The 25,520-nt window shown below is 66.6% G+C and carries 23 protein-coding genes; 15 read left to right on the forward strand and 8 right to left on the reverse strand.

What is annotated here, in order from left to right:
- Nucleotides 1-26: 26 nt before the first annotated feature.
- Complete coding sequence (locus tag ERC79_RS18760; protein WP_131579909.1) at nucleotides 27-1,094, reverse strand: 3,4-dihydroxy-2-butanone-4-phosphate synthase; 1,068 nt, start codon at nucleotides 1,092-1,094, stop codon at nucleotides 27-29.
- A 218-nt stretch (nucleotides 1,095-1,312) separates the two neighbouring features.
- On the opposite strand from ERC79_RS18760, the gene ERC79_RS18765 reads away from it, so the two are divergent.
- Nucleotides 1,313-2,431, forward strand: a complete 1,119-nt coding sequence (locus tag ERC79_RS18765) for a gentisate 1,2-dioxygenase (RefSeq protein WP_131579910.1) — start codon at nucleotides 1,313-1,315, stop codon at nucleotides 2,429-2,431.
- Nucleotides 2,432-3,347: 916 nt separating this feature from the next.
- Here ERC79_RS18765 and ERC79_RS18770 read toward each other — a convergent pair.
- Both ERC79_RS18770 and ERC79_RS18775 read right to left on the reverse strand, forming a co-directional pair.
- Nucleotides 3,348-3,536 carry a hypothetical protein gene (locus tag ERC79_RS18770; protein WP_131579911.1) on the reverse strand — a complete coding sequence of 63 codons (189 nt, stop codon included), beginning with the start codon at nucleotides 3,534-3,536 and terminating at the stop codon, nucleotides 3,348-3,350.
- 133 nt (nucleotides 3,537-3,669) lie between these two features.
- Nucleotides 3,670-5,061, reverse strand: coding sequence for an FAD-binding oxidoreductase (locus ERC79_RS18775; protein ID WP_131579912.1), 1,392 nt, complete (start codon nucleotides 5,059-5,061; stop codon nucleotides 3,670-3,672).
- A 112-nt stretch (nucleotides 5,062-5,173) separates the two neighbouring features.
- Here ERC79_RS18775 and ERC79_RS18780 point away from each other — a divergent pair, with 112 nt between their 5' ends.
- From ERC79_RS18780 to ERC79_RS18800, 6 genes are all read left to right on the forward strand, one after another.
- On the forward strand, nucleotides 5,174-6,313 hold the full coding sequence (locus ERC79_RS18780) for a LuxR C-terminal-related transcriptional regulator (RefSeq protein ID WP_131579913.1): 1,140 nt from the start codon (nucleotides 5,174-5,176) through the stop codon (nucleotides 6,311-6,313).
- Between the two features lie 224 nt (nucleotides 6,314-6,537).
- Nucleotides 6,538-8,445 carry a translational GTPase TypA gene (typA, locus tag ERC79_RS18785; protein WP_131579914.1) on the forward strand — a complete coding sequence of 636 codons (1,908 nt, stop codon included), beginning with the start codon at nucleotides 6,538-6,540 and terminating at the stop codon, nucleotides 8,443-8,445.
- Nucleotides 8,446-8,573: 128 nt separating this feature from the next.
- Nucleotides 8,574-10,346, forward strand: coding sequence for an ABC transporter family substrate-binding protein (locus tag ERC79_RS18790; RefSeq protein WP_131581324.1), 1,773 nt, complete (start codon nucleotides 8,574-8,576; stop codon nucleotides 10,344-10,346).
- A gap of 18 nt (nucleotides 10,347-10,364) precedes the next feature.
- A complete protein-coding gene (gene mshB, locus ERC79_RS18795) occupies nucleotides 10,365-11,240 on the forward strand; it encodes an N-acetyl-1-D-myo-inositol-2-amino-2-deoxy-alpha-D-glucopyranoside deacetylase (protein WP_131579915.1) in 876 nt (291 codons plus the stop codon).
- Between the two features lie 85 nt (nucleotides 11,241-11,325).
- Nucleotides 11,326-11,484, forward strand: a complete 159-nt coding sequence (locus ERC79_RS23200; RefSeq protein WP_165497172.1) for a hypothetical protein — start codon at nucleotides 11,326-11,328, stop codon at nucleotides 11,482-11,484.
- 50 nt (nucleotides 11,485-11,534) lie between these two features.
- The gene (locus ERC79_RS18800; protein ID WP_131581326.1) at nucleotides 11,535-11,945 is read left to right on the forward strand and encodes a hypothetical protein; all 411 of its coding nucleotides are present in this window, start codon (nucleotides 11,535-11,537) and stop codon (nucleotides 11,943-11,945) included.
- Nucleotides 11,946-12,016: 71 nt separating this feature from the next.
- On the opposite strand, the gene ERC79_RS18805 is transcribed toward ERC79_RS18800, so the two are convergent.
- Both ERC79_RS18805 and ERC79_RS18810 read right to left on the reverse strand, forming a co-directional pair.
- Nucleotides 12,017-13,636, reverse strand: a complete 1,620-nt coding sequence (locus ERC79_RS18805) for a 4-hydroxyphenylacetate 3-hydroxylase N-terminal domain-containing protein (protein WP_131579916.1) — start codon at nucleotides 13,634-13,636, stop codon at nucleotides 12,017-12,019.
- 25 nt (nucleotides 13,637-13,661) lie between these two features.
- Nucleotides 13,662-14,225, reverse strand: coding sequence for a flavin reductase family protein (locus tag ERC79_RS18810; protein ID WP_131579917.1), 564 nt, complete (start codon nucleotides 14,223-14,225; stop codon nucleotides 13,662-13,664).
- 200 nt (nucleotides 14,226-14,425) lie between these two features.
- On the opposite strand from ERC79_RS18810, the gene ERC79_RS18815 reads away from it, so the two are divergent.
- Nucleotides 14,426-15,352, forward strand: a complete 927-nt coding sequence (locus ERC79_RS18815) for an AraC family transcriptional regulator (protein ID WP_131579918.1) — start codon at nucleotides 14,426-14,428, stop codon at nucleotides 15,350-15,352.
- A 19-nt stretch (nucleotides 15,353-15,371) separates the two neighbouring features.
- Here ERC79_RS18815 and ERC79_RS18820 read toward each other — a convergent pair whose 3' ends face one another.
- Nucleotides 15,372-16,142, reverse strand: a complete 771-nt coding sequence (locus tag ERC79_RS18820) for an IclR family transcriptional regulator C-terminal domain-containing protein (protein ID WP_131579919.1) — start codon at nucleotides 16,140-16,142, stop codon at nucleotides 15,372-15,374.
- Between the two features lie 197 nt (nucleotides 16,143-16,339).
- Here ERC79_RS18820 and catA point away from each other — a divergent pair, with 197 nt between their 5' ends.
- From catA to catC, 3 genes are all read left to right on the forward strand, one after another.
- Complete coding sequence (gene catA / locus ERC79_RS18825) at nucleotides 16,340-17,191, forward strand: catechol 1,2-dioxygenase (RefSeq protein ID WP_131579920.1); 852 nt, start codon at nucleotides 16,340-16,342, stop codon at nucleotides 17,189-17,191.
- Between the two features lie 72 nt (nucleotides 17,192-17,263).
- Complete coding sequence (locus tag ERC79_RS18830; RefSeq protein WP_131579921.1) at nucleotides 17,264-18,391, forward strand: muconate/chloromuconate family cycloisomerase; 1,128 nt, start codon at nucleotides 17,264-17,266, stop codon at nucleotides 18,389-18,391.
- Nucleotides 18,392-18,421: 30 nt separating this feature from the next.
- A complete protein-coding gene (gene catC, locus ERC79_RS18835) occupies nucleotides 18,422-18,703 on the forward strand; it encodes a muconolactone Delta-isomerase (RefSeq protein ID WP_131579922.1) in 282 nt (93 codons plus the stop codon).
- On the opposite strand, the gene ERC79_RS18840 is transcribed toward catC, so the two are convergent.
- Nucleotides 18,700-20,181 carry a PH domain-containing protein gene (locus tag ERC79_RS18840; protein ID WP_165497225.1) on the reverse strand — a complete coding sequence of 494 codons (1,482 nt, stop codon included), beginning with the start codon at nucleotides 20,179-20,181 and terminating at the stop codon, nucleotides 18,700-18,702. The genes catC and ERC79_RS18840 overlap by 4 nt on opposite strands.
- Nucleotides 20,182-20,258: 77 nt before the next feature.
- Nucleotides 20,259-20,738, reverse strand: a complete 480-nt coding sequence (locus ERC79_RS18845) for a PH domain-containing protein (protein ID WP_131581328.1) — start codon at nucleotides 20,736-20,738, stop codon at nucleotides 20,259-20,261.
- A gap of 128 nt (nucleotides 20,739-20,866) precedes the next feature.
- Between ERC79_RS18845 and ERC79_RS18850 the strand changes: the two genes are divergently transcribed.
- The 4 genes from ERC79_RS18850 to dapC all read left to right on the forward strand — a co-directional run bounded on the left by ERC79_RS18850 (nucleotide 20,867) and on the right by dapC (nucleotide 25,341).
- The gene (locus ERC79_RS18850; RefSeq protein ID WP_131579924.1) at nucleotides 20,867-21,085 is read left to right on the forward strand and encodes a hypothetical protein; all 219 of its coding nucleotides are present in this window, start codon (nucleotides 20,867-20,869) and stop codon (nucleotides 21,083-21,085) included.
- Nucleotides 21,086-21,125: 40 nt separating this feature from the next.
- Nucleotides 21,126-23,750: a bifunctional FO biosynthesis protein CofGH gene (locus ERC79_RS18855; protein ID WP_131579925.1), complete on the forward strand. Its 2,625-nt coding sequence runs from the start codon at nucleotides 21,126-21,128 to the stop codon at nucleotides 23,748-23,750.
- A gap of 151 nt (nucleotides 23,751-23,901) precedes the next feature.
- Nucleotides 23,902-24,225, forward strand: a complete 324-nt coding sequence (gene fdxA / locus ERC79_RS18860; protein WP_131579926.1) for a ferredoxin — start codon at nucleotides 23,902-23,904, stop codon at nucleotides 24,223-24,225.
- Between the two features lie 15 nt (nucleotides 24,226-24,240).
- Entirely contained in the window at nucleotides 24,241-25,341 is a 1,101-nt protein-coding gene (gene dapC / locus ERC79_RS18865; RefSeq protein ID WP_131579927.1) for a succinyldiaminopimelate transaminase, read from the forward strand.
- Nucleotides 25,342-25,520: the final 179 nt, after the last annotated feature.

The raw sequence follows: 25,520 nt of genomic DNA on the forward strand, positions 1-25,520 counted from the left end.
TTTCCTTTCAGGCGATTTCTGTTGCGTCAAGATGTTCGGGCTTGCAGTGCGACACAGGTGCGTTGTGTCGGCTGCACTGGATGGATTCTGTCGATGGCGAGCTGAGCCAGCAGCCGACGGTGAATCGGCTCGAGTGTGGTACGTCCGGCGTTGCCGGGGCAGGCACCTCCAGCTGCGGCGGCCGGCCGTCGGATGTACACGACGACTCCGTGGCCGGCCCGAACGATGGCGCTCATCGCGCGATCCAGGCCTTCCTCGCATTCGCAGGAGTCCGTAAAGAAGGTTTGCCCTAGGCATTCGTCGTGCACGTACACGGGAGTTGAGGCGGCGGTTTGAGGAGTGCCGAAGGTGAAGACGACATGTTCGACGGGCTGCCCAGGCAGATAGTAGGTGGTGCCGACGAACACCCCGTGACGCATGTGCGTCGTGAACGGCGGACCTTCGGCCACGAAGGCTTCACGATCGGCGTACCAGTCGACGATGTCGCCGATGTCGAGTGCGACGAGACCGTGGTGGTCAGCGAAACTGCGCGCTTCGGCCGCATCGGCGAGTTCGGCTGGCCGGGCCTCGCTGACCAGGTGCCCGATTCCGCAGGCGAGCGAGACGCCGGCGATCCTCGCGAGATCGACTGCAGCATGAGCGTGGTCGCGGTGGGTTCGGACGCCGGCACTGCTCGTGCCGCGCGGCTGGACGTGCCCGGGGCGCGTGAACGACGCTGCTGTGCTCTGCGGGTCGGTGAGCAGTCGCATCGTGGTTGCGCGATCCGCTGCCGAGATGCCGGTTCCGATGCCCGCTGCCGCGTCGACGGTGACTGTATAACCGGTCGCGTCGTTGCCGGTCGGATCGGCCCCGGACATCACGCTCAATCCAAGGCGTGCGCACTCGGTCGACGGCAGCGCTACCTCGAGGTATCCGGACGAGTGCCGCACCAGGAAAGCGACGGTGGACGTCGTCGCAGATGCTGCGGCACACACGAGAACCGCAGTCGGCTGGTGGAGCTCAACGGTGTCGGCGATCAGGAGGATCGGCCGACCGTTCTCCAATTCGCGTGCAGCTCGTTCGACAGCGATGTCGTGGTCATCGGTGCGCTTCATCGTGAGGCTCTCCTGCCGCGCTGATCTTAGTGACGAGCGCTACAGTACCAGCGTTCCGTCTAGCAATATATATATCCCGCACCGCGGGATATTAGCTTGTTTGCCTGTTTGCATCCCGTTGGGCGGGTTGAGCATCCCGTAATAAGGATTGTATGGTGAGGTTGCCGACACTCTGGGTGTCGAGATCGATGAAGCCCACAACCGAAGGGAGCGTGGCGATGCCCGATGTGCTCGCAACTTTTCTTGATCAGACCGAGGTCGACGAGGTCACCTCGCCGGTGTGGCCCGCCCTCAAGGTGAGTCGCGGACAGATCGAGGCTGAGGTGGCACGCCTCGCTGCCTTGGCTCAGCCTGCCGACGGTGACGTCCGTCGATCGCTGATCGTCCATCCGAATTCGCGGTTCCGGAGCCTGACCCCGACCATCCGCGTCGGCATCGAGGTCGTTCTGCCGGGTGAGAAGACCGCGCCCACGACGCGAAGCAGCTCGAGTGTCGAGCTCTGCATCGGTGGTACTGGCATTGTCGAGGTTGACGGAAGCCGATTCGAGACGTCGAAGCATGATACGTGGACGGTCCCGAATCTGACCGCCAAGTGGTACGAGGCCACCGGCGACGAGCCCTATGTGCGACTCGTCTTCAGCGACGCTCCGCTCCTCGAATACCTTGCAGCGCACTATGTCAACGACGACTATCGTGCCGCGGTCGACAGCGAGAGTGGGCACGAGCGTGAGCCGATGGCTGATTTCGTCTATGAGATGCCGTCCGGTGGCGGTGCGCTGAAGACCTACGCTGGCCTGATGGACCCAGAAGTGGTTCGTCATCGACCAAAGTGCTGGAAGTGGACCGAAGTCAAGGCCTATCTGGACGGCCTCGACAAATCGGGCCCGGACTACCGTTCGGCGATCATTGCGCTCCTCTGGGACGACGCGACCGGCCGTGTCAACGGCAGCACCAACACCCTCACCGCCTTCATCTCGGGTGGTTTCGACCCGACTTGGGTCGAAGGCAAGTACCGGATGGCGCGCTCGCACCGACACAGCATGGCTGCCATCAACTATGCGTTCGCCGGCGACTGGCAGACTGTGGTCGAGGGCAAGAAGATTCGTTGGAGTGCAGGCGATCTGGTCTTGACTGCCCCGGCCTGGGCGCTGCACACCAACGGCTCGTGCTCGCAGCAGCCGTACACCTTCGCGATGCAAGATGCCGCGCTGGTTGCTTCGATGAACGCATCCGTCGTTCAGGAGTATGTTGGCCAACAGCCGATTCTCATCGGCTCGCATTCGGGCTTCAACACCAGCATTGACACCGAGCATGCAGACGAGCTGGTCGATCTGTAGCTGGTGTCTCGCGGGACCAAGTGCCTAGCAGGACTTTGTCCGGTTGGAAACCTGTGGTGACACAGTGGGCAGGTGCCGATCCAGATGGCGAGTGCGCGCGTTGGATGTCGCGGACGATGTCGTAGAGGGTCAGCCCTGCCCACGGGCTTCTCGGTCGGTCAGTCGCGGGGTGGTCAGCCGCGTGATAGGCCGCAAGATCCTGCACGCCAACACTATCCGTATCACCGGCATGTAGGGCCCGGAAGCCGCCATCTGAAGGCGTTGTGATGTCGGTGTCATCACCCCATCGCAGCACACTCTCGGGCTCACGGATCTGCCCGAGAGTGCACGCGAACAGGTAATGCGCTGTTCTCAGGTGGTGTGTCCGAACCTCGACGATGGTGTGCCGCTGACAGAGGCCGCGCGCGGGGTCGATGTCCCCAGCGCCCGCACTGGGAGCACCTCGCTCTCGTCGCGGTCCGGCGTCGTATCGGATACCCACACGATGTGCTGATCGGGGCGGACCAGTACCAACCCAGGTGCTGCATGTCCGGCCAGCGGTGTCCCTAGTCCAGGTCTATGAACGTGAGGGGAACCCCGCGGTCGTTCGCGACCTGGACTAGCGACTCAGGCAGAGCCGGTGTATCAGGATAGGGCTGATCACGAGTGCGCGTTCGATAATGAGCTGGGCCGCCATGAGTTTGGTGGCAAGCCCCACACCGTCGCAGATGCCCATGGTGCGTCACTGGGGGCGATCGCGGGTCAGGGTTCCGGGGAGGTGGGGCTCCCGGTTGATCAGCGCGCGCCGGGTAGCACTTGCGTAGGCGAGGAGTACCCCGATCTGGTCGACCAGGTAACCGCTGCGTGCCGCGCCGAAACCGATTCGACGACTACCCGGCAAGGATCACGGACCAGTTCAAGCAAGTGCCTTGTTGTCCTAGGCGGCCCGGGCGTTCTTGAGGCCCTTCTTGAGCTCCTTCTTGGAGGCGCCCTCGTTCTCGAGCTTCTTCATCCGCATGATGACTACTGGGCACTCGAGGCAGCGTGTCTTCTTGCGACAGCACTTCTTCTTGGGCTTGAGGCCGGAGACCTTGCTGGCCTTGACCTTTCCCTTTCCCTTGCCCATGTGCGAGCCCGGCCTTCCTCCCGAGTGCGGCTCCGCGATACGAAACTGACCGCACAGGAGTTAGCGTACCCTCATTTTCTGAGCCGGCGCAGATTGCCGGCCCCCGAGGACCCGGGCAATCTGCGTCGAGGCGTCAGCGCCCGTGCACCGGATAGTTGCCGCGAACGACGTACGACGGGTCGACGGCCTCCTTCAGCCGACAGAGCTTGGCGAGCGTATCGGCATCGAATGCGTGCTCGGGGGAGTCGTCGTCCGGGCCGAGGAGCGTCGGCACGGTCGGTCCCGCGGACCACGGCGACAGCTCGCCGCGTAGTGCCGTCATCGCTGCAGATGCGGCGTCCAGCAGCGTGGGCACCGGCGCGACCGCGAGCATCGTCACTGCAAACTCCGCCTCGCACCGGCGCAGGTCCACCGCACCCGGTCGTCCCGCGGCCGCGGCCTCCCCGAGATGACGGAACTGGATCTGAGTCAGCGGCGTCGATCCTGGAGTGCCGGTGCGGTCGAGGACCAGGTCGATCAACCGCTCGTCGAGCTTGGTGATGGTTGTCGACGAATGGGTGCCGGGCGATGGATCGACCGGCTCCTCGCATATCGCGGCCATATCGGACGGCTGTACCGGGCGCACGGTGTCGCGCAGGACCGTGCCGGCGGCGCGCACGGGCGACAGCAGCGCGTCGAGACTGCCGGGGGCGCCGAGAAGCGCGGTGTCGACGAAGCAGAACGACTGGCCCCGGATAGCGTCGGGCAGCTCAGGGATCGGCGGGAAGTGCATGATCGACGCCCACAGAGTCAGCTCCGGCGGTGCAGCCTCCGTGGCCGCGGCGACCGCCCGCAGTACCGCGCGTGCGTCCGTTGCGGGAAACACGATCCGGCCGGCGGTGATCTGCGGTGCATGAAAGAGATCGATCTCGACGGCGGTGACGATTCCGAACTCGCCGCCCCCGCCGCGAAGCGCCCACATCAGCTCGGGGGCGTTGTCGTCGCTGATCCACCGGTGCGCGCCGTGGGCATCGACGATCTCGACCGCGGACAGCGCCCCCGAACCTGGGCCGAACGGGCGTGTGAACCAGGACAGCCCGCCGCCGAGGCAGAAGCCCACCACCGAGACGTCCGGGTTGGAGCCGGTGAGCCCGGTGAGTCCGGTCCCGTCGAGGGCAGCCTGCAGTGCGCCCCACTTGACGCCGGCGCCGACGCGGGCGATCCGTGCCTCGGCGTCGATCCAGGTGTCGTCGAGGGCCGTGGTCCGGACCAGGATCGTGTCGTCGAGGGCGCGCGTGGCACCGTGGCCGCTGGGCTGCGCTGACACGCGCATGCCGTGCGCTCCCGCGAAGCGCACCGCTTTGACGATGTCAGTGGGGCTCGCGGCGGTCAGAACCGCGGACGGGCGCTGAGCGATGCTCAGGTTCCACGCTTGTGACACCGTGGACCATTCAGGGCTGTCGGGCAGGTCGAGCCGGCCGTCGATGTCAGCCGCGAGTCGGCCGAGCGCATTCGCCGTGTCGGGGTGGAGCGGTGTGATTGTCATGAACGGAAGCGTCGCGGGCGGCGTGCTCGCCGGGTATCCCTCGTGGAGGGGTACGTCGGACCCCAGGATTCTGGGGGTTCACAAGATCTGACCGGTCGGTCACAATACGGCGATGGGCACCTACCAGGCGGGATCCGCTCGCGAACGGGTCGGCGCACTCTCGCGTGCGGGTCTGGCATGGGCCGATTTCGGCGAGCAGGCACTCGAGGTGCTCACCACTGCAGTGCCGTTCGATTCGGCCTGCTTCGGGACGATCGATCCCGCTACGGCGCTGGTGACCGGCTCGGTCAAGACCGGGCTGCCCGAGCCGTGCGAAGTGGAGTTCATGCATCACGAGTACGTCGAGGACGATGTCAGTCTCTTCGTCGACCTTGCCAAGCGTGCGGTGGGCGTGAGCATCCTGCACGACGAGACGGGCGGCGACCCGCGCCGCAGTTCCCGGTTTCGCGACTTGTTCGAACCCCGGTTCGGGCTAGGGCACGAGCTGCGGTTGATGCTTCGTTGCGGCGACCAGACATGGGGTGGCCTCGCGATCTACCGGAGCGCCGGCAGCAGTGGGTTCAGCCCCGCAGAGGCTGATTTCCTCGACGGGCTGTCGACAACTCTTGCGGTGGGGATACGGGCTGGGCTGGTGGCGGCGGCCGGTGGCTCGCTCGATCTCTCACGCGACACGGCTGGGCCGGCGGTCATGTTGTTCGACGGGGCCGGGGAGGTGGTACAGGCCACGGCCGCTGCCGAAAGGCAGGTCTCCGAACTCGGCGGTGATCTCTGGGGACAGTTGCCTCCATCGATCGTGTCGATCGTTTCCGCGGCCCGGGCCCTCGCGTCCGGTCGTACTGGGGCGGTTCCGCGGCTGCGCGTGCGATCGCGCTCCGGTGAGTGGCTGACGATCCACGCCGCACCGATGGCCGGGCACGGGGACGGTTCGATGCAGATTGCGGTCACCGTCGAAAAAGCCGGACCACCGGACGTCCTGCCCTTGATCGTGTCGGCGCTGGGCCTGACGGGTCGTGAGCGGGACGTCGTCGCACACGTGCTGCACGGCGCGACGACTGCGGAGATCGCAAAGAGGTTGTACCTATCGCCCTACACCGTCCAGGATCACCTGAAGTCGGTGTTCGAGAAGGCGGGGGTTTCGAGCCGCCGGGAGCTCACTTCGAGGGTGTTCTTCGACCAATACGCCCCCCGGATCGGCGAAACCGTGACGCCGTCCGGATGGTTCGCGGAGGCCACCTTAGGGGTAGTGGTGTAGATCACTATTTCCAGGTCGGAAGGGGTTTTGGGGAGAGGGTGTGCGCGAGGAACGGCCAAAAGCGGGTACGATATTCGCTGGCCGCAATCCCGGCGCTGACGCGAATATCGTGAACATTCAGCGGCGCGGGTCGCGAATGGAATCACGCATACGCGTAGCGGCAGCCATAAGCCGTGCGAGTGCAACTTCGCGTGGCCCCGTCAGCAGCCAGGAGAACGCCCCGCGTGAGCACCACGAATTTCCGTAACGTTGCCATTGTCGCGCACGTCGACCATGGCAAGACCACCCTCGTCGACGCAATGCTGCGCCAGTCCGGCGCCTTCGCCGAGCGCGCAGAGCTGGTCGACCGCGTCATGGACTCCGGTGACCTCGAACGCGAGAAGGGCATCACCATCCTCGCGAAGAACACCGCCGTGCACCGCCACAACCAGGACGGCACCGTCACGGTGATCAACGTGATCGACACCCCGGGTCACGCCGACTTCGGTGGCGAGGTCGAGCGGGGTCTGTCCATGGTCGACGGTGTCGTCCTGCTCGTCGACGCCTCCGAAGGCCCGCTCCCGCAGACTCGTTTCGTGCTGCGCAAGGCCCTCGCTGCCTCCCTGCCGGTGATCCTGGTCGTCAACAAGACCGACCGACCCGATGCCCGCATCGAAGAGGTCGTCACCGAGGCCCAGGACCTGCTCCTGGACCTCGCGTCGGATCTGTCCGACGAGGCCGCCGAGGCCGCCGAACTCGCTCTCGGTCTGCCGGTGCTCTACGCGTCCGGTCGTGAAGGCAAGGCGTCCACCGTGCAGCCCGCAAATGGCGCCGCGCCCGACGCCGAGAACCTCGACGCACTGTTCAAGGTCCTGATGGAGCACGTTCCGGCGCCCAAGGGTGATGTCGCGGCGCCGTTGCAGGCTCACGTCACAAACCTCGACGCCTCCGCATTCCTCGGCCGCCTGGCACTGGTCCGCATCCACAATGGTGAGCTGCGCAAGGGCCAGACCGTGTCGTGGTGCCGCGAGAGCGACGGCGAGCCTGTCGTCACCCGCGCGAAGGTCACCGAGCTGCTGCAGACTGTCGGTGTCGAGCGTCAGCCCGCCGAGGTCGCCGTGGCCGGCGATATCGTCGCGGTCGCCGGTTTCCCGGACATCATGATCGGCGACACTCTTGCCGACCTGGAGAACCCGGTGGCACTGCCCCGCATCACGGTCGATCAGCCCGCCATCTCGGTGACCATCGGCACCAACACCTCGCCCCTGGTCGGCCGGGTCAAGGGCCACAAGCTCACCGCGCGAATGGTGAAGTCGCGCCTGGACGCCGAGCTCGTCGGCAACGTCTCGCTGAAGGTTCTCGACATCGGCCGCCCCGATGCGTGGGAGGTCCAGGGGCGTGGCGAGCTGGCGCTGGCCATCCTGGTCGAGCAGATGCGCCGTGAGGGTTTCGAACTCACTGTCGGCAAGCCGCAGGTGGTCACCCAGCTCGTCGACGGCAAGGTCCACGAGCCGTTCGAGGAGCTGACCATCGACAGCCCCGACGAGTACCTCGGCGCCATCACCCAGCTCCTTGCGAACCGCAAGGGCAAGATGGTCCAGATGGCCAACCACGGCGCCGGCTGGGTCCGGATGGAGTTCATCGTCCCGTCGCGCGGCCTGATCGGTTTCCGCACCGACTTCCTCACCGAGACTCGCGGCACCGGCATCGCCAACGCCGTCTTCCACGGCTACGCGCCGTGGGCTGGCGAGATCCGCGCCCGCCACACCGGCTCGCTGGTCTCGGACCGTACCGGTTCGGTCACCCCGTTCGCGATGATCCAGCTGGCCGATCGTGGCACGTTCTTCGTCGAGCCGGGTGCCGACACCTACGAGGGCATGGTTGTGGGCATCAACCCGCGTGCCGAGGACCTCGACATCAACGTCACCCGTGAGAAGAAGCTGACCAACATGCGTCAGTCCTCCGCTGACGTGATGGAGACTCTCGCCAAGCCGATCGAGCTGAGCCTCGAGGGCGCCATGGAGTTCTGTGCCGCCGACGAGTGCGTCGAGGTCACGCCCGAGATCGTCCGGGTCCGCAAGCTGCACCTGTCCCAGAACGATCGCGCCCGCGAGCGTTCGCGCGCGAAGTCGCGTGACAAGGCCGCGTTGTAAGAGTTCCGTGCGCGTTGTGCGAGTCTGAACACTCGCATAACGCGCACGGGCGGCGAAGCCGCTCGCGGAGAGGGGTACCGGTAGTGGCGCAGGTCGGGAGCGGGGGATTCCGTGTGATCGGTGGTCGGATGCTGAGCCGACGAGGTTTGGGTGCTGCCGCGGCCGCCTCGTTGCTGGCACTTGCCGCCTGTACCGCGAATCCGCCGCCGCCGGTGGAAAGCACCGACAGCCCCAAGCCGACGACGACGGTCGCCACGAAGAACACCGTGGTCGTTGCGATCGACGACGTCGGGATCGGGTTCAACCCGCATCTGCTGGCGGACCAGTCTCCGGCCAACTCGGCGGTCAGCGCGCTGGTACTGCCGAGTCCGTTCCGGCCGGTGCTCGATCCGGTTCGTCCCGGCATGACCGACTGGGTGCCCGACACATCTGTGGTGGTGTCGGCGGCGCTCACCTCCGAAGCGCCGTACACCATCACCTACCAGCTCCGTAACGAGGCCCAGTGGTCCGACGGTGCGCCGATCGCCGCAGAGGACTTCCACTACCTGTGGCAGCAGATGATCAGCCAGCCTGGGGTGGTCGATCCCGCCGGGTACGGGCTGATCGAGAACGTCGAGTCGTCCGGTGGCGGCAAGACCGTCACGGTCAAGCTGACCGCCCCCTATCCGGCATGGCGTGAGTTGTTCACCGACCTGCTGCCGTCGCACCTGGTGAAGGACACTCCGGGTGGTTTCGAGCGCGGTCTGACGGACAGCATCCCCGTGTCGGGCGGTCAGTTCCATATCAAGTCGGTCGACCGGGGCCGCGACGAGATACTGCTCGAACGCAACGACAGGTTCTGGGGTACGCCGGCGAAGCCGGACCAGATCCTCATGCGCCGCGGCGGCTCGCCCGCGCAGCTGGCCGACTCGATGCGATCCGGTGACGCCCAGGTGGCGCGCGTGCACGGCGGCGGCGCGACCATCGCGCAGCTGTCGGTGATCCCGAGTGTTCGCACCGGTACCGAATTTCAGCCGCGTGTGCTGGCGATGACTCTCAACGGGCGGGTTCCCGAACTCATGGATCCACAGGTCCGCAAGGGCCTGCTCGGATTGATCGACGCCAACCTCCTCGCAACGGTGGGTGCAGGCAGCGAATCCTCGGCGACGCCCGCACGGGCCCAGGTGTTGTCGCCCTCGGATCCCGGCTATGTTCCGACCGCCCCGCCGCCCGCCACCCGGGAGCAGGCGTCCGCGATGCTCACGGCAGCGGGGTACCAGCGCGTCGCCAACGGCAAGCCTGGTGCAGACCCCGAGACGGTGACGGAAGGTCGCATGATGCGCGCCGGCGAGCAACTGACGCTCGTGGTCGGTGCGCCGGAGAACGACGAGACCGCGATCGCTGTCGCCAACACTGCCGCCGACCAGTGGCGGGGCGCCGGAATCGCCGCGTCGGTGCGCCCGCTGAAATCGGAGAACCTGTACGGCGAGGCGCTGGCCGGTGGAAGTGTGGACGTTGTCGTCGGCTGGGAACGTGCCGGATCCGATCCGGCGACATCCCTCGCGTCCCGATTCGGATGTCTATCGCTGTCGACATTGCAGACCCCGGCAGAGTCGACGCCCGGCGCGGCCTCGAGCGCGGTGCCGACGCCCGAACAGGTACGTGCGCCGAGCAATCTGTCGGGGCTGTGCGATCCGGTGCTTCAGCCGGCGATCGACGCCGCGCTACGGGGCGAGGGTGACGTGACACGTGTGATCGCGGATGCCGAGCCGAGGCTGTGGGAACTAGCGGCGGTGCTGCCCGTGCTGCAGGACACCACTGTCGTTGCGGCAGGGCCGGGAGTGGACGGGGTGTCGCTGGCCGGTCCGATCCAGGTCGGCGTGTTCGTGGACGCGGCGGGCTGGACCCGTACCGCCAAGTGAGTGAGTTGACTGACCGCCATGAGTGATCGACGAATCCTGTTCGTGCATGCGCACCCCGATGACGAGACCCTCACCACCGGAGGCACCATTGCGCGGTATGCCGCGGAGGGTGCCGCTGTGACGGTGCTGACCTGCACGCTCGGTGAGGAGGGTGAGGTGATCGGCGAGAAGTGGGCCGGCCTGGTCGCCGCCCGCGCCGACCAGTTGGGCGGCTTCCGGATTCTGGAACTGACGCGGGCCCTGCACGCGCTGGGCGCGGGCGCGCCCCGCTTCCTCGGCGGTGCCGGACGCTGGCGCGACTCGGGTATGGCGGGCACGCCATCGGCGGCGAATCCGCGGGCGTTCGTGAACGCCGATCCGGACGAGGCTATCGGCGCTATCGTCGCGGTGATCCGAGAGCTGCGCCCCCACGTGGTGGTCACATACGACCAGGTCGGCGGGTACGGGCACCCCGATCATGTTCAGGTGCACCGGTTCACGACGGCCGCGGTGGAGGCCTCGGGCACGTCGGCCTTCCCCTCCGCGGGCCAGCCATGGGACGTCGCCAAGCTCTACTGGACCGTGACCGAGGCGTCCGCGCTGGACGCCGGGCTCGCCGCGATCGGCGAGATTCCGGTGGGCTGGCGCCGACCGGAGGCCGGGGAGCTGCCCAGCGTTCCGGATTCGACGGTGACCGCGGTCGTCGACGCGTCGTCGGTGATGGATGCGAAGCGGGACGCGTTACGCGCGCACGCCACCCAGGTGACGGTCGCGCCGAGCGGGACGGAGTTCGCGCTCTCCAATGACGTTGCGCAGCCGATCCTCGCCGTCGAGCACTTCGTGCTGGTCCGGGGTGGTACCGGACCTATCGGACCCGATGGCCGCGAGCACGGCCTTTTCGGTGGGGTGTCCTGACCGGGCGCCGTATCCTGTGATCTACGCCACTGTCGTGGGGTCTCGATCGTCGGCGTAATGGGCTGCCGAGCGGGAGGGGCGACGAATGTACAACTGGGATGTACAGAACGCGATCGTGGCATTCGTGGACAGTTTGCGGCCGATGGCGCCCTACTATCGCGACCTCTACATCGGATCGCTGCACGCCTTCGCGGATCATCAAAGCGAGCTGCTGACGATGCTCGGCTATCCGCCGGTGCCGTGACGGTGACCCCGATGTCGCGCGGTCTGACCGGATGGCGCACCATCGGTGACATGACTGCCGCGAGCATCTACGTCGAGCAACCTGTGACTCCTGCCGAATCGCGCACGACATTGGCGTTGCTCGCGTTCGACGGTTTCCTGTGCGCGGTGCTGTCGGTGCTGTTCCTTCCCGCGTATTTCGGGACGATGCCGTTCCCGATCAGCATCCTCGTCGCGGCCGTCGTCAATCTGCTGCTGGTACTCGGCGCCCGCAAGTTCACCGATCGCGCGATTCTCACTGCGTTGCCGATCTTCGGCTGGCTGCTCGGCTTCCTCGTGTGCGTACTCGGTGGGCCGGGCGGCGACCTACTGGTGTTCTCGGACTGGCGGACGCTGTTGCTGTTCGTCGCCGCGGTGCTGCCCGCCGGCGTGTACCTGTTCCGGGTACAGCTCGAGTCGATGGTGGTGCGGGCGCAGGGTTAGTGCCGTACGCGGGTGGCTGGACGGCTCACCCGCGCACGGCACCGGCCGACGCTACCTCCTGTAGTACGCGGTCACTTCTTGTAGTACGCGGTCACGTCCTCGTTTCCGATCAGATCCGGCACTGTCCAGCCGTCGAGGTCGTACTCGCTCATGAACTGTTCGGCCAAGCCCTTCATTGCGGAAACCCCGCCGCGATTCTCCGCGGCGAACAGCAACTCCGCCTTGACGTTCTCGTGGTTGCCGGAGTAGTTGCGCTCGTAGAGTTCGTGTCGGCCGCCGAACTCGGACCCGATCGAGTCCCACAGCGCCTTCATGACCTTGACCCGGTCGACTGCAGTGATGCCGTCGCTGCCGCGGACGTACTTGTCGAGATACGGACGGACGTCGGGGTTCTTGAAGTCCGCCGCCGACGACGGCAGATAGATCAGGCCGGAGGCGACATCCTGCTCGATGATCTCCTTGATCCGCGGGTAGCCCTGGATCATGAACATCCGGTAGGTCAGGCCGTACTCGAGCTTGGGGATGACGGTGTCGCCGATCCACGGCTCGGGATCGCGGGCCATCGACTCGGTGAGCGACCAGAACAGGTTGCGCCAGCCGATCACCTCACCGACACGGGTCTGGACGCCGCGGAAGCCGCCGGCGCCGGTGGCGTCGAGGGCCTTCATGAGCAGTCCGGCAATGAAGTCGAGCTTGACCGCCAGCCTGGTGCAGCCCTGGAAGGTGAACCGCGGCAGGAAGCCGGACTGGGGGAAGAAGGCGTTGATCTTCTCGACGTCGCCGTACATGAACACGTTTTCCCACGGCACCAGCACCTTGTCGAAGATGAAGATGGCGTCGTTCTCGTCCATCCTGGACGAGAGCGGGTAGTCGAATGGCGAACCGACGATGGCGGCGTTTTGCGAGTAGGAGGCGCGCGAGATCAGTTTGATGCCAGGGGCATCCATCGGCACCGTGCAGATCAGTGCGTATTCCTTCTTCTTGATCGGCAGGCCGTAGTGGGCGATGAAGTTGTAGTTGGTGATCGCCGACCCGGTGGCGACGACCTTCGCGCCGGAGACGATGAGGCCGGCGTCGGTTTCCTTCTCGACCTTCATGAACACGTCACCGACCTGGTCCGGGGGCAGCTGACGATCGACCGGCGGGTTGATGATCGCGTGGTTCCAGTACAGGACCTTCTCCTGCGACTCGCGGTACCAGCGCTTGGCGTTGTCCTGGAAGGGGGCGTAGAGCTCGTTGTTCGCGTTGAGCGTGCCGAGGAAGCTGGCCTTGTAGTCGGGGGAGCGGCCCATCCAGCCGTAGGTCATGCGGGCCCAGGTGGCGATCGCATCGCGTTCGCGGAGCAGATCGTCGGAGCTGGTGGGCGTCTTGAAGAACGGCATGGTGATGCCGCCGTTGCCGGTGTCGGTGGGACAGGTGAGCGTGTCGACGTGCTCACCGGTGTGCATTGCGTCGTACAGGCGTGCGGTCATCCGGATCGAGTTGCGGAACGCCGGGTGGTTCCAGAACTCCTTGACCTTGTCGCCGTGCAGGTAGATTTCGCGGCCGTCCTTGATCGACTCGATGTACTCGTCGCCGGTCATGGGGCGGGAGGCGAAGTTCGCGGTCCGGTTCGCTTCGGAGTCGGCCGCGACATTGACCTGGGAACGGTCGACGTCCGTGACGGCGGGGCGGGGCTCGGTGGTGGTCATCGTCTCTCCTGTGTGGGGGATGGGGTCATGTGGTGGCACCCGACAGGTGCAGCGGTACGAAAGCGGTCTCGGAGTCGAACCAGCCGCGGTGCGGATCGTCCATCGATCCGTTCCAGGCGGCACTCCCACTCGGCGCGCCGAGATCGTGGAAAGTGCTGCGGTAGAAAAGCAACGGATCGACGTCGCGACACCGTGCGTCGGTGATCTCGCCAATGAAGATCACGTGGTCGCCGCCGTCGTATTCGCGCCACGGGACGCAGGACAGGGTGGCCGCACTGCCGGCGAGGATCGGTGCGGTCGGACCTTGCTCCCAGACCGGTTCGGGGGCCTGCGGGCGACCGGCGAAATGAAGCGCGACATCGGTCTGGTCCGCAGCGAGGATGTTCACGGCGAACGGTGATCCAGACAGGAACGAACATGCTTTGGAGGTTCGCGTCATCGTCACCTGACACAGTCGCGGTTCGAGGGAGACCGCCGTAAAGGCTGTGACGGTTGCGCCGTGGGGTGTGCCGTCCGGCTTGGTGCAGGTGATGACAGTGACTCCACTTGCGAACTGTCCGAATATGTTTCGCAGTCGACGCGAATCCATGTCGGTGCTCCTTGCTGGGGATGGTGGCTGTGACGGAAACCATAGGACGGCCGGACCGGGGCCGGCGATCCGCGCAGCGGCCTCGCTATCCGGATTGCGCGACCGGTTCGGCCATCCGTTGTTGCCAGGGGACGTGTTCCCGATCACACTGGGCCGAAGTCCCGAATCGGACGGGACGGGAAGGGCACGAGGAAATGGCGATGAACGTGACCGTCGACCCAAGTGATTGGGACGAGGCGGAGGACGTGGTCTCCGATGCGTACTTCCCGCACGACCTGACGCCGGTCTCGGCCGATTCCGAGCCGAATGTGAACGTGCGGGCCATGCAGTTGGGGTCGCTGCGCCTGGCGCGGATCGGTTGGGGAGCAGAGGTTTCCGTGGGAACGGAGCACCCTGGAGGGTACGCGGTGAACATTCCGCTGTCGGGCCGGATCGAATCGGTCAGTGCCGGCCGCGACGTGATCTCAGATGTGGGGAAGGCGTCCGTGTTCCGGCCGGATACCCCGGCTGTGATCACGCGGTGGACCGCGGACTGCGAGATCCTCGGCATCAAGATCGACCGGGACTACCTGCACCGCGAACTGGCGCGCGTCCTCGGACGTCCTGACCGCCGGTTGCCCGATCAGGTGGACCTGTCGACCGCGGCGGGGCAGAACTGGATGGGGTTGCTGCGCTCGATCGTCCGGCAGATACGGGACGGTGAGGTGCTGTGGCAGACCCCGGTTGTTGCCGAGCAGTTGTCGGGAGCCCTCACCGGAGCGTTCGTATTGGCGGTCCTGCCCGACGCCGCGGCGGCACCGCCGCGGCCGCGCATCGTCAAGCGGGTACTCGATCGTATCGACGAGGACCCGTCCCTCGCGTGGACTGCGAGCGACATGGCTGAGGCCGCAGGTGTGAGCGTCCGGCGTTTGCAGGAGGGGTTTCGGGAGTACCTGGGCATGTGTCCGCGCGATTACCTACTCGATGTCCGACTCTCGCGGATCCACGACGACCTGATGGCGGGAGATCCGTCGGTCACGTCGGTGACCGACGTTGCTCTGCACTGGGGTATCACCCACACCGGGCGGTTTGCGGCGGCCTATCGGCGCAAGTACGGGTATGCGCCCTCGGAGACATTGCGGTCGTGATGTTCGGGTACCGGTTCGTTCATCCGCGGTGGCCGAGGTCGGCGCTGAGCGCGTTCGCGGCGGAGACGACGTGCTGCGCAGCGGCGTCGCGGAACTCTTCGGGGGTGCTGCGCCCGGAGGAGGTGGAGCACGCGGTGACCGCGACGACAGCCCCCGTCGCGTCGCGGACGGGCGCGGCGAGCGAGATCAGGCCCTCCTCCAGTTCCGCGGAGGTGAGTGCATAGCCGAATTCTCGTACTCGGTCCAGTTCGGCTCGCAGATCTTCGGCGGAAGTCACCGTGGACGTCGCAAGCTTCTCGAACCGGGTTCCGGCGATCACTCGCTCGACGGTTGCGTCCGGCGCCCAGGCGAGCAGTGCGCGCCCCATCGATGTTGCGTAGGCCGGCACGCGGGTGCCGACCGAGACGTTGATGCTCATGATTCGTCGCACGGGCACGCGGGCGACGTACACCACGTCGGCCCCGTCGAGTACGCCGAGCGAGGCGGATTCGCTTGTGCGCTCGGACAGTTGAACGAGCTGCGGCATGGCGGATTCGACGAGGGCGTGGGACGCGGAGTAGTGCTGGGCGATGCTCAGGACGCGGGGTGTGAGCGACCACCGGGTGCCGTTCGCGGCGACGTAGCCGAGTTTCTGAAGGGTGAGCAGGATGCGGCGCACCGCCGGGCGGGACAGGTCGGTCTTGGTGGCGAGTTCGGCGAGCGACGGGGTGGGGTCCTGCTCGTCGAATGCGAGCAGCACGGCGAAGCCCCGTTCGATGCTCTGGATGAAATCCCGGTCTTCGTTTGACATTCGATGCTCCTGGCTGCGGGTTCGGTGTGACGTCGAGGTCGGGTGTTGACAATGGCTGTGACTCGACGCACAGTATGAGGTGTACGCAAAGCGATTGATGTGTACGCACAGCGTACATCCGGCGGGGCGCGACAGCCTCCCCTCCGCCGCCACAACTTTCTCGACCGTCACTGTTCGAGCCTCGACGAGGAGGACCCATGACCAGCACCGAAACGGCGACCGCGCACGCGTCGGGTAACGCCGCGACCGACAAGTTCAAGTCCGAGCGCGTATCGGCGGACACATCCAAGGAGCGAGCCGCCGCGATCTATCGGGACGTGCTCGCGGCTTTTGGGGAGATCATCCACAAGCACCGGGTGACGTACGACGAGTACCGGGTGGTCAAGCAGTGGATCATCGATGTCGGCGAGTACGGCGAGGTGCCGCTGTGGCTCGACGTGTTCGTCGAGCATGAGATCGAGGACGTCAATTACAGCCGCAACGCCCTCGCGGGTACCAAGGGCAGCATCGAGGGCCCGTACTACGTTGCGAACGCGCCCGAGCTGCCGTCCACATGCACGATGCCGATGACCGAGAAGGACGCCGAGGCAACCCCATTGGTGTTCTCCGGCCAGGTCACGGATCTCGCCGGCAACGGTCTCGCCGGCGCCACCGTCGAACTCTGGCACGCCGACGAGGACGGCTTCTACTCTCAGTTCGCGCCGAACCTGCCCGAGTGGAACCTGCGCGGCACCATCGTCTGCGATGACGAGGGCCGTTACGAGATCACCACGCTGCAGCCCGCGCCGTACCAGATCCCGCACGACGGGCCGACGGGCTGGTTCATCGAGTCCTTCGGCGGTCACCCGTGGCGGCCGGCCCATCTGCACCTGATGGTGAAGGCACCCGGCAAGCAGACCATTACGACCCAGCTGTACTTTGCGGGCGGTCAGTGGCTCGAGAACGACGTCGCGACCGCGACCAAGCCGGAACTGATCCTCGATCCGAAGGCTGGCGACGACGGCAAGAACTACGTGACCTACAACTTCGCCCTCGACCCCGAGGCCTGAGCTGAATCGAATGCCGGTGTCCCCCTTGGGCACCGGCATTCCGTACTTCCCGATCCGATTGAGAGCTGTTCGATGCCCGACCCCGATCTCGCCATCGTCTCCATCGAGACGACCATCATCGACGTGCCACTGGTGCGTCCGCACAAGTTCGCCACCACGACCGCCGAGAAGCAGCCGATCCTGCTCGTCGCGATCACCACCGCCGGCGGTGTCACCGGCCACGGCGAGGGTGTGGTCCCCGGCGGACCCTGGTGGGGTGGCGAATCCGTCGAGACGATGAAGGCGATCGTCGACCGCTACATCGCGCCGTACATCATCGGCCGGGGTGTGGACGAGATCACCGGCATCATGGTCGATCTCGAGAAGATCGTGGCGAACGCGAGATTCGCGAAGGCCGCCGTCGACGTCGCACTGCACGACGCGTACGCCCGGCACCTCGGTGTCGGGGTACACACGCTACTCGGTGGCGCATTCCGCACCGGCGTCGATGTCCGCTGGGCTCTCGGCGCCGCTCCGGTCGAGGAGATTCTCGACGAAGTTGCGCACAAGATGGAAGCGCGGCTGAACTTCTCCTTCAAACTCAAGATGGGTGCGCTGGACCCGGCAGTCGACACGGAGCGGGTGGTCTCGATCGCGCAGTCGCTCGGTGGCAAGGCGGGCGTGAGCATCGACGTCAACGCGCGGTGGGACCGCTTCACTGCGTTGCGTTTCGTGCCCGAACTCGTCGACGGCGGTGTCGAACTGATCGAGCAGCCCACCCCCGCCGAGCAGATCGAGGTGCTCGCCGAGCTCAATCACCTCGTCGCCGCACCGGTGATGGCCGATGAGTCGGTGCACACGCCGCACGACGCCCTCGAGATCGCCCGGATCGGAGCCGCCGATGTCATTGCCCTCAAGACGACGAAATGCGGTGGGTTGCAACGGAGCAAGGAAGTTGTCGCGGTCGCGAAGGCGGCCGGCATCCGCTGTCACGGCGCCACGTCCATCGAGGGGCCCATCGGCACCGCCGCCTCGATCCACTTCGCCTGCGCTGAGCCGGGCATCAATTTCGGAACCGAACTGTTCGGCCCCCAGCTGTTCGCCGTCGAACTGTTGCAGACCCCCCTCGACTACTCCGAGGGTCAGGTCCACCTGCCGCAGGGGCCCGGGCTCGGCGTCGAACTGGACATGGAAGTCGTCAGGCATCTCGCCCGCGACTGATCGCACGCACGAAGAAATAGGGAGAACCCCATGGCACTGTTTCACGTCCGGATGGACGTCGATATCCCCCGCGATCTGGAATCCACGGTGCGGGACGAGACGATCGCCCGCGAGAAGGCGTATTCGCAGGAGCTTCAGCGTCAGGGTAAGTGGGCGCACCTCTGGCGAATCGTCGGGCAGTACAGCAACATCAGCATTTTCGATGTGGACTCGTCCGACGAACTCCACGAGATCCTGTGGAACCTGCCACTCTTCCCGTTCATGACCATCGAGGTAACGCCGATGACGAAGCACGGCAGCTCGATCCGCTAAACGGACCGGCGCCAGATCCCGCCTGCTCCGGGGGTGACGGCGTCGATCAGCGCCCACGCCTGTTCGACCGGGAGATCGTGGACCACGTACCGTCCGGTGCCCGCCGGCGTCGCGGCGATCACGGACGCGACGCCGGCGCGGCGCTGGAAGAACGTCTGCCGCACGGTCCAGCCGATGATGCCGGCGGCCTCGACACTGTCGCGCCGACGGTCCAGGGAACCGCTGCGGGTGATCAGCCAGCCGGGCAGCACGGCGTGCCCGAGCCCGCGGTAGCGGTCCCACGCCAGTCCGGTTCCCGCGACGGCCACCGCGGCGACGCCCGCCCACACCGGCCACGGAACGTCACAGCCGGCGACGGCGAGTGCGACCGCGACGAGGGCCGCAAGGACGGCGGGCCACAGTGCACGGGCGTATCGGCGCCGGCGCGCAGCCGCGCCGTGCGGGACCAGCGCCACGGTCGCCTGCCGGTCGTCGCCGATCACGGTTGCCATCACTCGCTCGGCTTCGGCCCGTGGACTCTGCGGCAGCAGCAACGACGATTCGCTGTGCTCGGCGCTGACCCCAGTCATGATTGCATCGAGTCTGGCGCCGCCCGCGAGTCTCAGCAGTAGGGGCTCCGCCAGCGTCGCCCCGCGCAGCCGGGCCCGGTCCAGAGTGGTCTGCCGGGTCCGGAGCAGTCCGTGGCTCACATGCAGGGTCCGGCCGTTGTCGGTGATGCTCATGCGGCCGTAAACCACGAGGTAGCGCGCACACGCAAACACGCTCGCCGCAACGAAGAGGACCACGAGAGCGAGCAGGCCGAGTAGGGCGAGGATCAGCGCACCGGCCTGTTCGGCCGAGTCCACACCTTCCGAAATGGTGGGCGACTTCGCGATCCGGTCGGCAAGGCCGTACTGGAAGATGACGCCGACAAGTGCGCCGACCGCGATCAGCCCGGTGACCGAGAACGGTGCGTACCGCACCCACGACGGCGACCAGTGGCCGATCTCGGTGGCCGAATCTGCGTTCGGAACCTCGTTTGTCTGCGATGTGGGTACGGCTGCGTCGTCGGGGCCGGTCGGCGGCGTGCGGTGTCCCGCGAGCAGTGCGGCGCGCAGGCCCGGTACGACCGACGCGTCGAGTGCGTTGAGTTCGAACTTGTCGGATTCGTCGACACCCTGAGTCTGCCGCCCGGTCCCGATCCGCACGACGGCGAGCCCGAGCAATCGGTGCAGCAGCCCGGCCTCGACGTCGACCGAGCGGATGCGGGTGCGCGGGACCGACAGCACCTTCCGCTGGAACACCCCGCGCCGCAATTGCACGTGGACGGGACCGACGCGGTAGCTCGTCGTGAACCACCGAAGTACGCCGTAGATCACCAGCACAACGATGGCGACCAGGCTCCAGTACTGATTGCCGCTGCGACTGCCGACGACGACCGAGACGGCGACCACCGGAAGGAGTTTGACGACCTCGTTGATGGGGTGTACCAGCAGCATCCGCTTGTCCAGTCGCAGCCACGGCTGCTCCTCCTCGGACGCGAGCGCAGCCTCCCCGGACTGCTCGACGGGCACACTCACGTCGCGTCCCCGGCATTGCGGGCGGCGACCTCGGTGAGATGCGCGACGGCTCGGTCGGCGACATCCAGGTCGAGCGCGGCGATCTTCACGGCGCCCGCGGACGATGCGGTGGTCACGGTGACGGTCGCGAGGCCGAAGAAGCGGTCGAGCGGCCCGCGCTCGGTGTCGACGGTCTGCACTCGGGTGATCGGGGCGATGCGGCGCTCCTGGTTGAACCATCCGGTGCGCGTGTACACCGCATCGTCGCTGATCTCCCAGCGGTGTACGCGGAACCGCCACCGCGGCACGACGATGATGTCGGCGAGGGCCACCACGGCGGTGACCACGAACAGCGTGACGTGTGGCCACGTGGTCCAGCGACCGTCGATCAGGGCCCACACGATCTGCGCGATGAATACGGGAGTCCAGAGCAGGGCAGCGGCCGTTGCCCAGAGGTTCGGGGCGCGGGTGCTCGGCCGATTAGCCGGTTCGGCCATCGTCACCGTCCGTGCGGCAGGAAAGGGATCGGGAGGAAGGCTCACAGCTTCATCCTGCCCGAGTCGGCGTGCCGCGTCCTATGGTGGAGGTGGCCGCGAGAGTCTGCCGAGACGAAGGGGTAGTCGTCATGGAACGAACCGATGATGTGGGGGACACCGGTGGTGTCCGGCCCGAGGACGTGGAGGCGGTCCCCGAGGCCGACCAGGTGGAGCAGATGACCCCAGTCGTGGGTGAGGACGAGGGCGATGAACCGGACGAGATCGAGACGCCGCTGGAGGTGAACGAGGCCGACGCCGCCGAACAGCGGCGCAGCGTGCCCGACGACGAGGACTATCCCCGCGGCTGATGCAATGTACCGGGACCCGCGCTGGCAGTATCTCGGGCGAGTGACGCATGATCGACGGGTGACCCACTCAGGCGATTCCTCCGATCGGTCCACAATTCTGCCGATTCCGTCAGTTCCCGGGCGTCCGGCACATGCTGATGCCCCCTCTGCCAGCGCGATGCGACGCGCCCTGCGACGTGCGCGGGACGGGGTCACGCTCAATGTCGACGAGGCCGCGGTACTGCTGCATGCGCGCGGCGCCGACCTCGAGGACCTGTGCGCGTCGGCCGCGAAGGTGCGCGACGCGGGCCTGCTCGCGGCGGGTCGACCGCAGACGGTGTCGTACTCGCGCAAGGTGTTCATCCCCTTGACGCGGCTGTGCCGGGACAAATGCCACTACTGCACGTTCGTCACGGTGCCGGGAAAGCTGCGCGCGGAGGGACACGGCGCGTATCTCGAAGCCGATGAGGTGCTCGAGATCGCCCGGCGGGGCGCCGAGATGGGGTGCAAGGAGGCGCTGTTCACGCTCGGCGACCGGCCCGAGGCCCGGTGGCCGGAGGCCGAGCGATGGCTCGACGAGCGTGGATACGATTCCACGCTGGACTATCTGCGCGCGATGGCGATCCGGGTGCTCGAGGAGACCGGTCTGCTGCCGCACCTGAACCCGGGCGTGATGACCTGGGAGGAGATATCGCGCCTCAAGCCGGTCGCGCCGTCCATGGGGATGATGCTCGAAACCACCTCGACGCGTCTGTTCACCGACAAGGGCGAGTGTCACTACGGCAGTCCCGACAAGGATCCCGCGGTACGCCTGCGCACGCTCACCGAAGCGGGCCGGCTGTCCGTGCCGTTCACGACCGGAATCCTCGTCGGGATCGGTGAGACGCGCACCGAGCGCGCCGAGTCGATCATGGCGATCCGTAAGTCGCACAAGGCATTTGGGCATATCCAGGAGGTAATCGTACAAAACTTCCTCGCCAAGCCCGACACCGCGATGCGGGATGCGCCCGATGCGGAACTCGAAGAGTTCCTGGCGACCATCGCGGTGGCACGGCTGCTGCTCGGTCCTGGAATGCGGATCCAGTCGCCGCCGAACCTGGTGTCGCAGGCCGAGTGCCGCGCGCTGATCGGCGCCGGCGTCGACGACTGGGGCGGAGTCTCGCCGCTCACCCCGGACCATGTGAACCCCGAACGGCCGTGGCCGAACCTGGACACCCTCGCGGAGATCACCGTGCAGGCCGGGTACACGCTCGTCGAGCGCACCGCCGCACAACCGCAGTACGTGCTGGCCGGTCATCCGTGGATCGACCCGCGGATCGGCGCGCACGTGCGGGCACTGGCCGATCCCGTCACCGGCCTTGCTCGTGCGGACGTGAAGCCGTCGGGACTGCCGTGGCAGGAGCCGGACGAGGAGTGGACGTCGACCGGGCGGATCGACCTGAACATCGAGATCGACACGGCGGGCCGCAACACCGAGACTCGGTCGGACCTCAGCAGCGCGTTCGGGGACTGGGAGACGGTCCGCGAGCAGGTGCTCGAACTGGGCCGTACCGAACCGGCCCGCGTCGACACCGACGTCCTGGGTGCGTTGCGGAGCGCCGAACGTGATCCTGCCGGGCTCACCGACGACGAGTATCTGGCCCTTGCGACCGCTGAGGGCGACGGACTCGAGGCGGTCGTCGCGCTCGCCGACGCGCTGCGCAGGGAGGCCGTCGGCGACGACGTCACGTACGTGGTGAACCGGAACATCAACTTCACCAACATCTGCTACACCGGCTGCCGCTTCTGCGCGTTCGCGCAGCGCAAGGGCGACGCCGACGCGTTCACGCTCTCAGCGGAGGAGGTTGCGGACCGGGCGTGGGAGGCGCACGTCGCCGGCGCGACCGAGGTGTGCATGCAGGGTGGAATCGATCCCGAACTACCGGTCACCGGCTACGCGGACTTGGTGCGTGCCGTCAAGCGCCGGGTGCCGTCGATGCATGTGCACGCGTTCAGCCCTATGGAGATCGTCAACGGCGCGTCTCGGGGCGGCAAGAGCATCCGGGACTGGCTGACCGAGTTGCGTGAAGCCGGACTGGACACGATCCCCGGAACCGCCGCGGAGATCCTCGACGACGAGGTTCGCTGGGTCCTCACGAAGGGCAAGCTGCCCGCGTCGGCGTGGATCGATGTGATCACCACCGCCCACGAGGTGGGGCTGCGCTCGAGTTCGACGATGATGTACGGGCATGTGGACAGTCCGCGGCACTGGGTGGGTCACTTGCGAGTGCTGCGCGGAATCCAGGACCGGACCGGGGGATTCACCGAGTTCGTGCTGCTCCCGTTCGTGCATCAGAGTGCACCGTTGTATTTGGCGGGTGCGTCGCGCCCGGGTCCGACGCAGCGCGACAACCGCGCGGCACACGCGTTGGCGCGAATCATGCTGCACGGCCGGATCGCCAACATCCAGACCAGTTGGGTCAAGCTCGGAGTCGCCGGTACGCAGGCGATGCTGCAGGGTGGGGCCAATGATCTCGGCGGCACCCTGATGGAGGAGACCATCTCCCGGATGGCCGGTTCGCAGCACGGCTCGGAGAAGACAGTCGGCGAACTGCGGGCCATCGCCGAGGGGATCGGACGTCCGGTGCGGGAGCGGACCACGAGCTACGGGGTGCGTCAGCACGCTCCGGCTTTGCCGTTGGTGTGAGGATGGGGAAGATCGGCCGGTCAGGGGACCGGGACCACCAGGCGACCCTGATCGCACAGACTTCGTCGGCGCGCTTCATACTGATGGTCCCGGACTCGCGTCGGGTGCAAGGTTCCCGACGCTCCATTGCAGAAAGGCAGGGAGAGCAGCAGTGACCTACACGATTGCCGAACCGTGCGTCGATGTGCTGGACAAGGCATGTATCGAGGAATGCCCGGTCGACTGCATCTACGAGGGTGGTCGCATGCTCTACATCCATCCGGACGAGTGCGTGGACTGCGGCGCGTGTGAGCCGGTCTGCCCGGTCGAAGCCATCTTCTACGAGGACGACGTCCCGGACCAGTGGACTGGATACGTCAGTGCCAACGTCGACTTCTTCGACGACCTCGGTTCGCCCGGTGGTGCCGCCAAGCTCGGCAAGGTCGACTACGACCCTCCGTTCGTCAAGGCGCTGCCTCCCATGGGCGAGGATTAGGTCGAGGTTCGAGCGTTGCCCCGCATTCCCGTAGCCCGGTCTCTGCCCGATTTTCCCTGGGACTCCCTCGCCTCCGCGAAGGCGAAGGCGCAGTCGCATCCCGGCGGCATCGTCAACCTTTCCGTCGGGACTCCGGTGGATCCGGTTGCACCCAGCATCCAGGCGGCCTTGTCGTCGGTAGCGGCCGAGCCCGGTTACCCCACCACTCACGGCACTGACGAGCTGCGTGAGACGACAGTGGCGTCTCTCGCGCGCCGATACGGTATGACCGGCATCGACCCGGCCGCGGTTCTCCCGGCGATCGGCACCAAGGAGATCATCGCCTGGCTGCCGCGGCTGCTCGGACTGGGTGCCGACGATCTGGTGGTGATCCCCGAGGTCGCTTATCCCACGTACGAGGTGGGTGCGCTACTCGCCGGCGCACGGATGCTGCGCGCGGATGGGACGGCGCAGCTCGGCCCGGAGAAGCCGACGTTGATCTTCCTCAACTCGCCTTCCAACCCGACGGGCAAGGTCCTCGGTGTCGACCACTTGCGGAAGGTGGTCGAGTTCGCCCGGGAGCGCGGCGCGATCGTCGCATCCGACGAGTGCTACCTGGGACTCACCTGGGACGCCGAAGCAGTTTCGATTCTGGATCCGCGGGTGTGCGGCGGTGACCACACGGATCTGCTGGCGATCCATTCGCTGTCGAAGACGTCGAACCTGGCCAGCTACCGGGCCGGGTTCATTACCGGAGATCCCGCTCTGGTGGCTGAACTGCTCGAAGTCCGTAAGCACGCCGGAATGATGATGCCAGCGCCGATCCAGGCCGCGATGGCCGCGGCCATGGTCGACGATGCGCAGGAGAAGGAGCAGCGCGAGCGGTACCGGCGCCGTCGCGATGTCCTGCTGGCTGCGGTCCGCGGTGCGGGCTTCACGGTCGACGACTCCGAAGCCGGCCTGTACCTCTGGGCTTCGCGCGGCGAGGACTGCCGGACGACGGTCGACTGGTTTGCCGAGCGGGGAATCCTGGTCGCTCCGGGAGACTTCTACGGCCCGCGTGGCCGTCAGCATGTGCGGATCGCACTCACTGCGTCCGACGAGCGCATCGCGGTGGCAGCTTCTCGCCTGTCCTGACCACGGTCCCGGCTGCACCGAGGTACCCGGGTTCTCGCGCTTTGCGCACTTGTCGCGCGCGCGGGGCCCGGGTTCTCGCGCTTTGCGCACTTGTCGCGCGCGCGGGGCCCGGGTTCTCGCGCTTTGCGCACTTGTCGCGCGAACTTGCGGGGCGCGGGGCGCGGTGTCGGGCGTAGCCT

Origin of the sequence: Rhodococcus sp. ABRD24, from assembly GCF_004328705.1 — a bacterium.
Taxonomy (GTDB): domain Bacteria; phylum Actinomycetota; class Actinomycetes; order Mycobacteriales; family Mycobacteriaceae; genus Prescottella.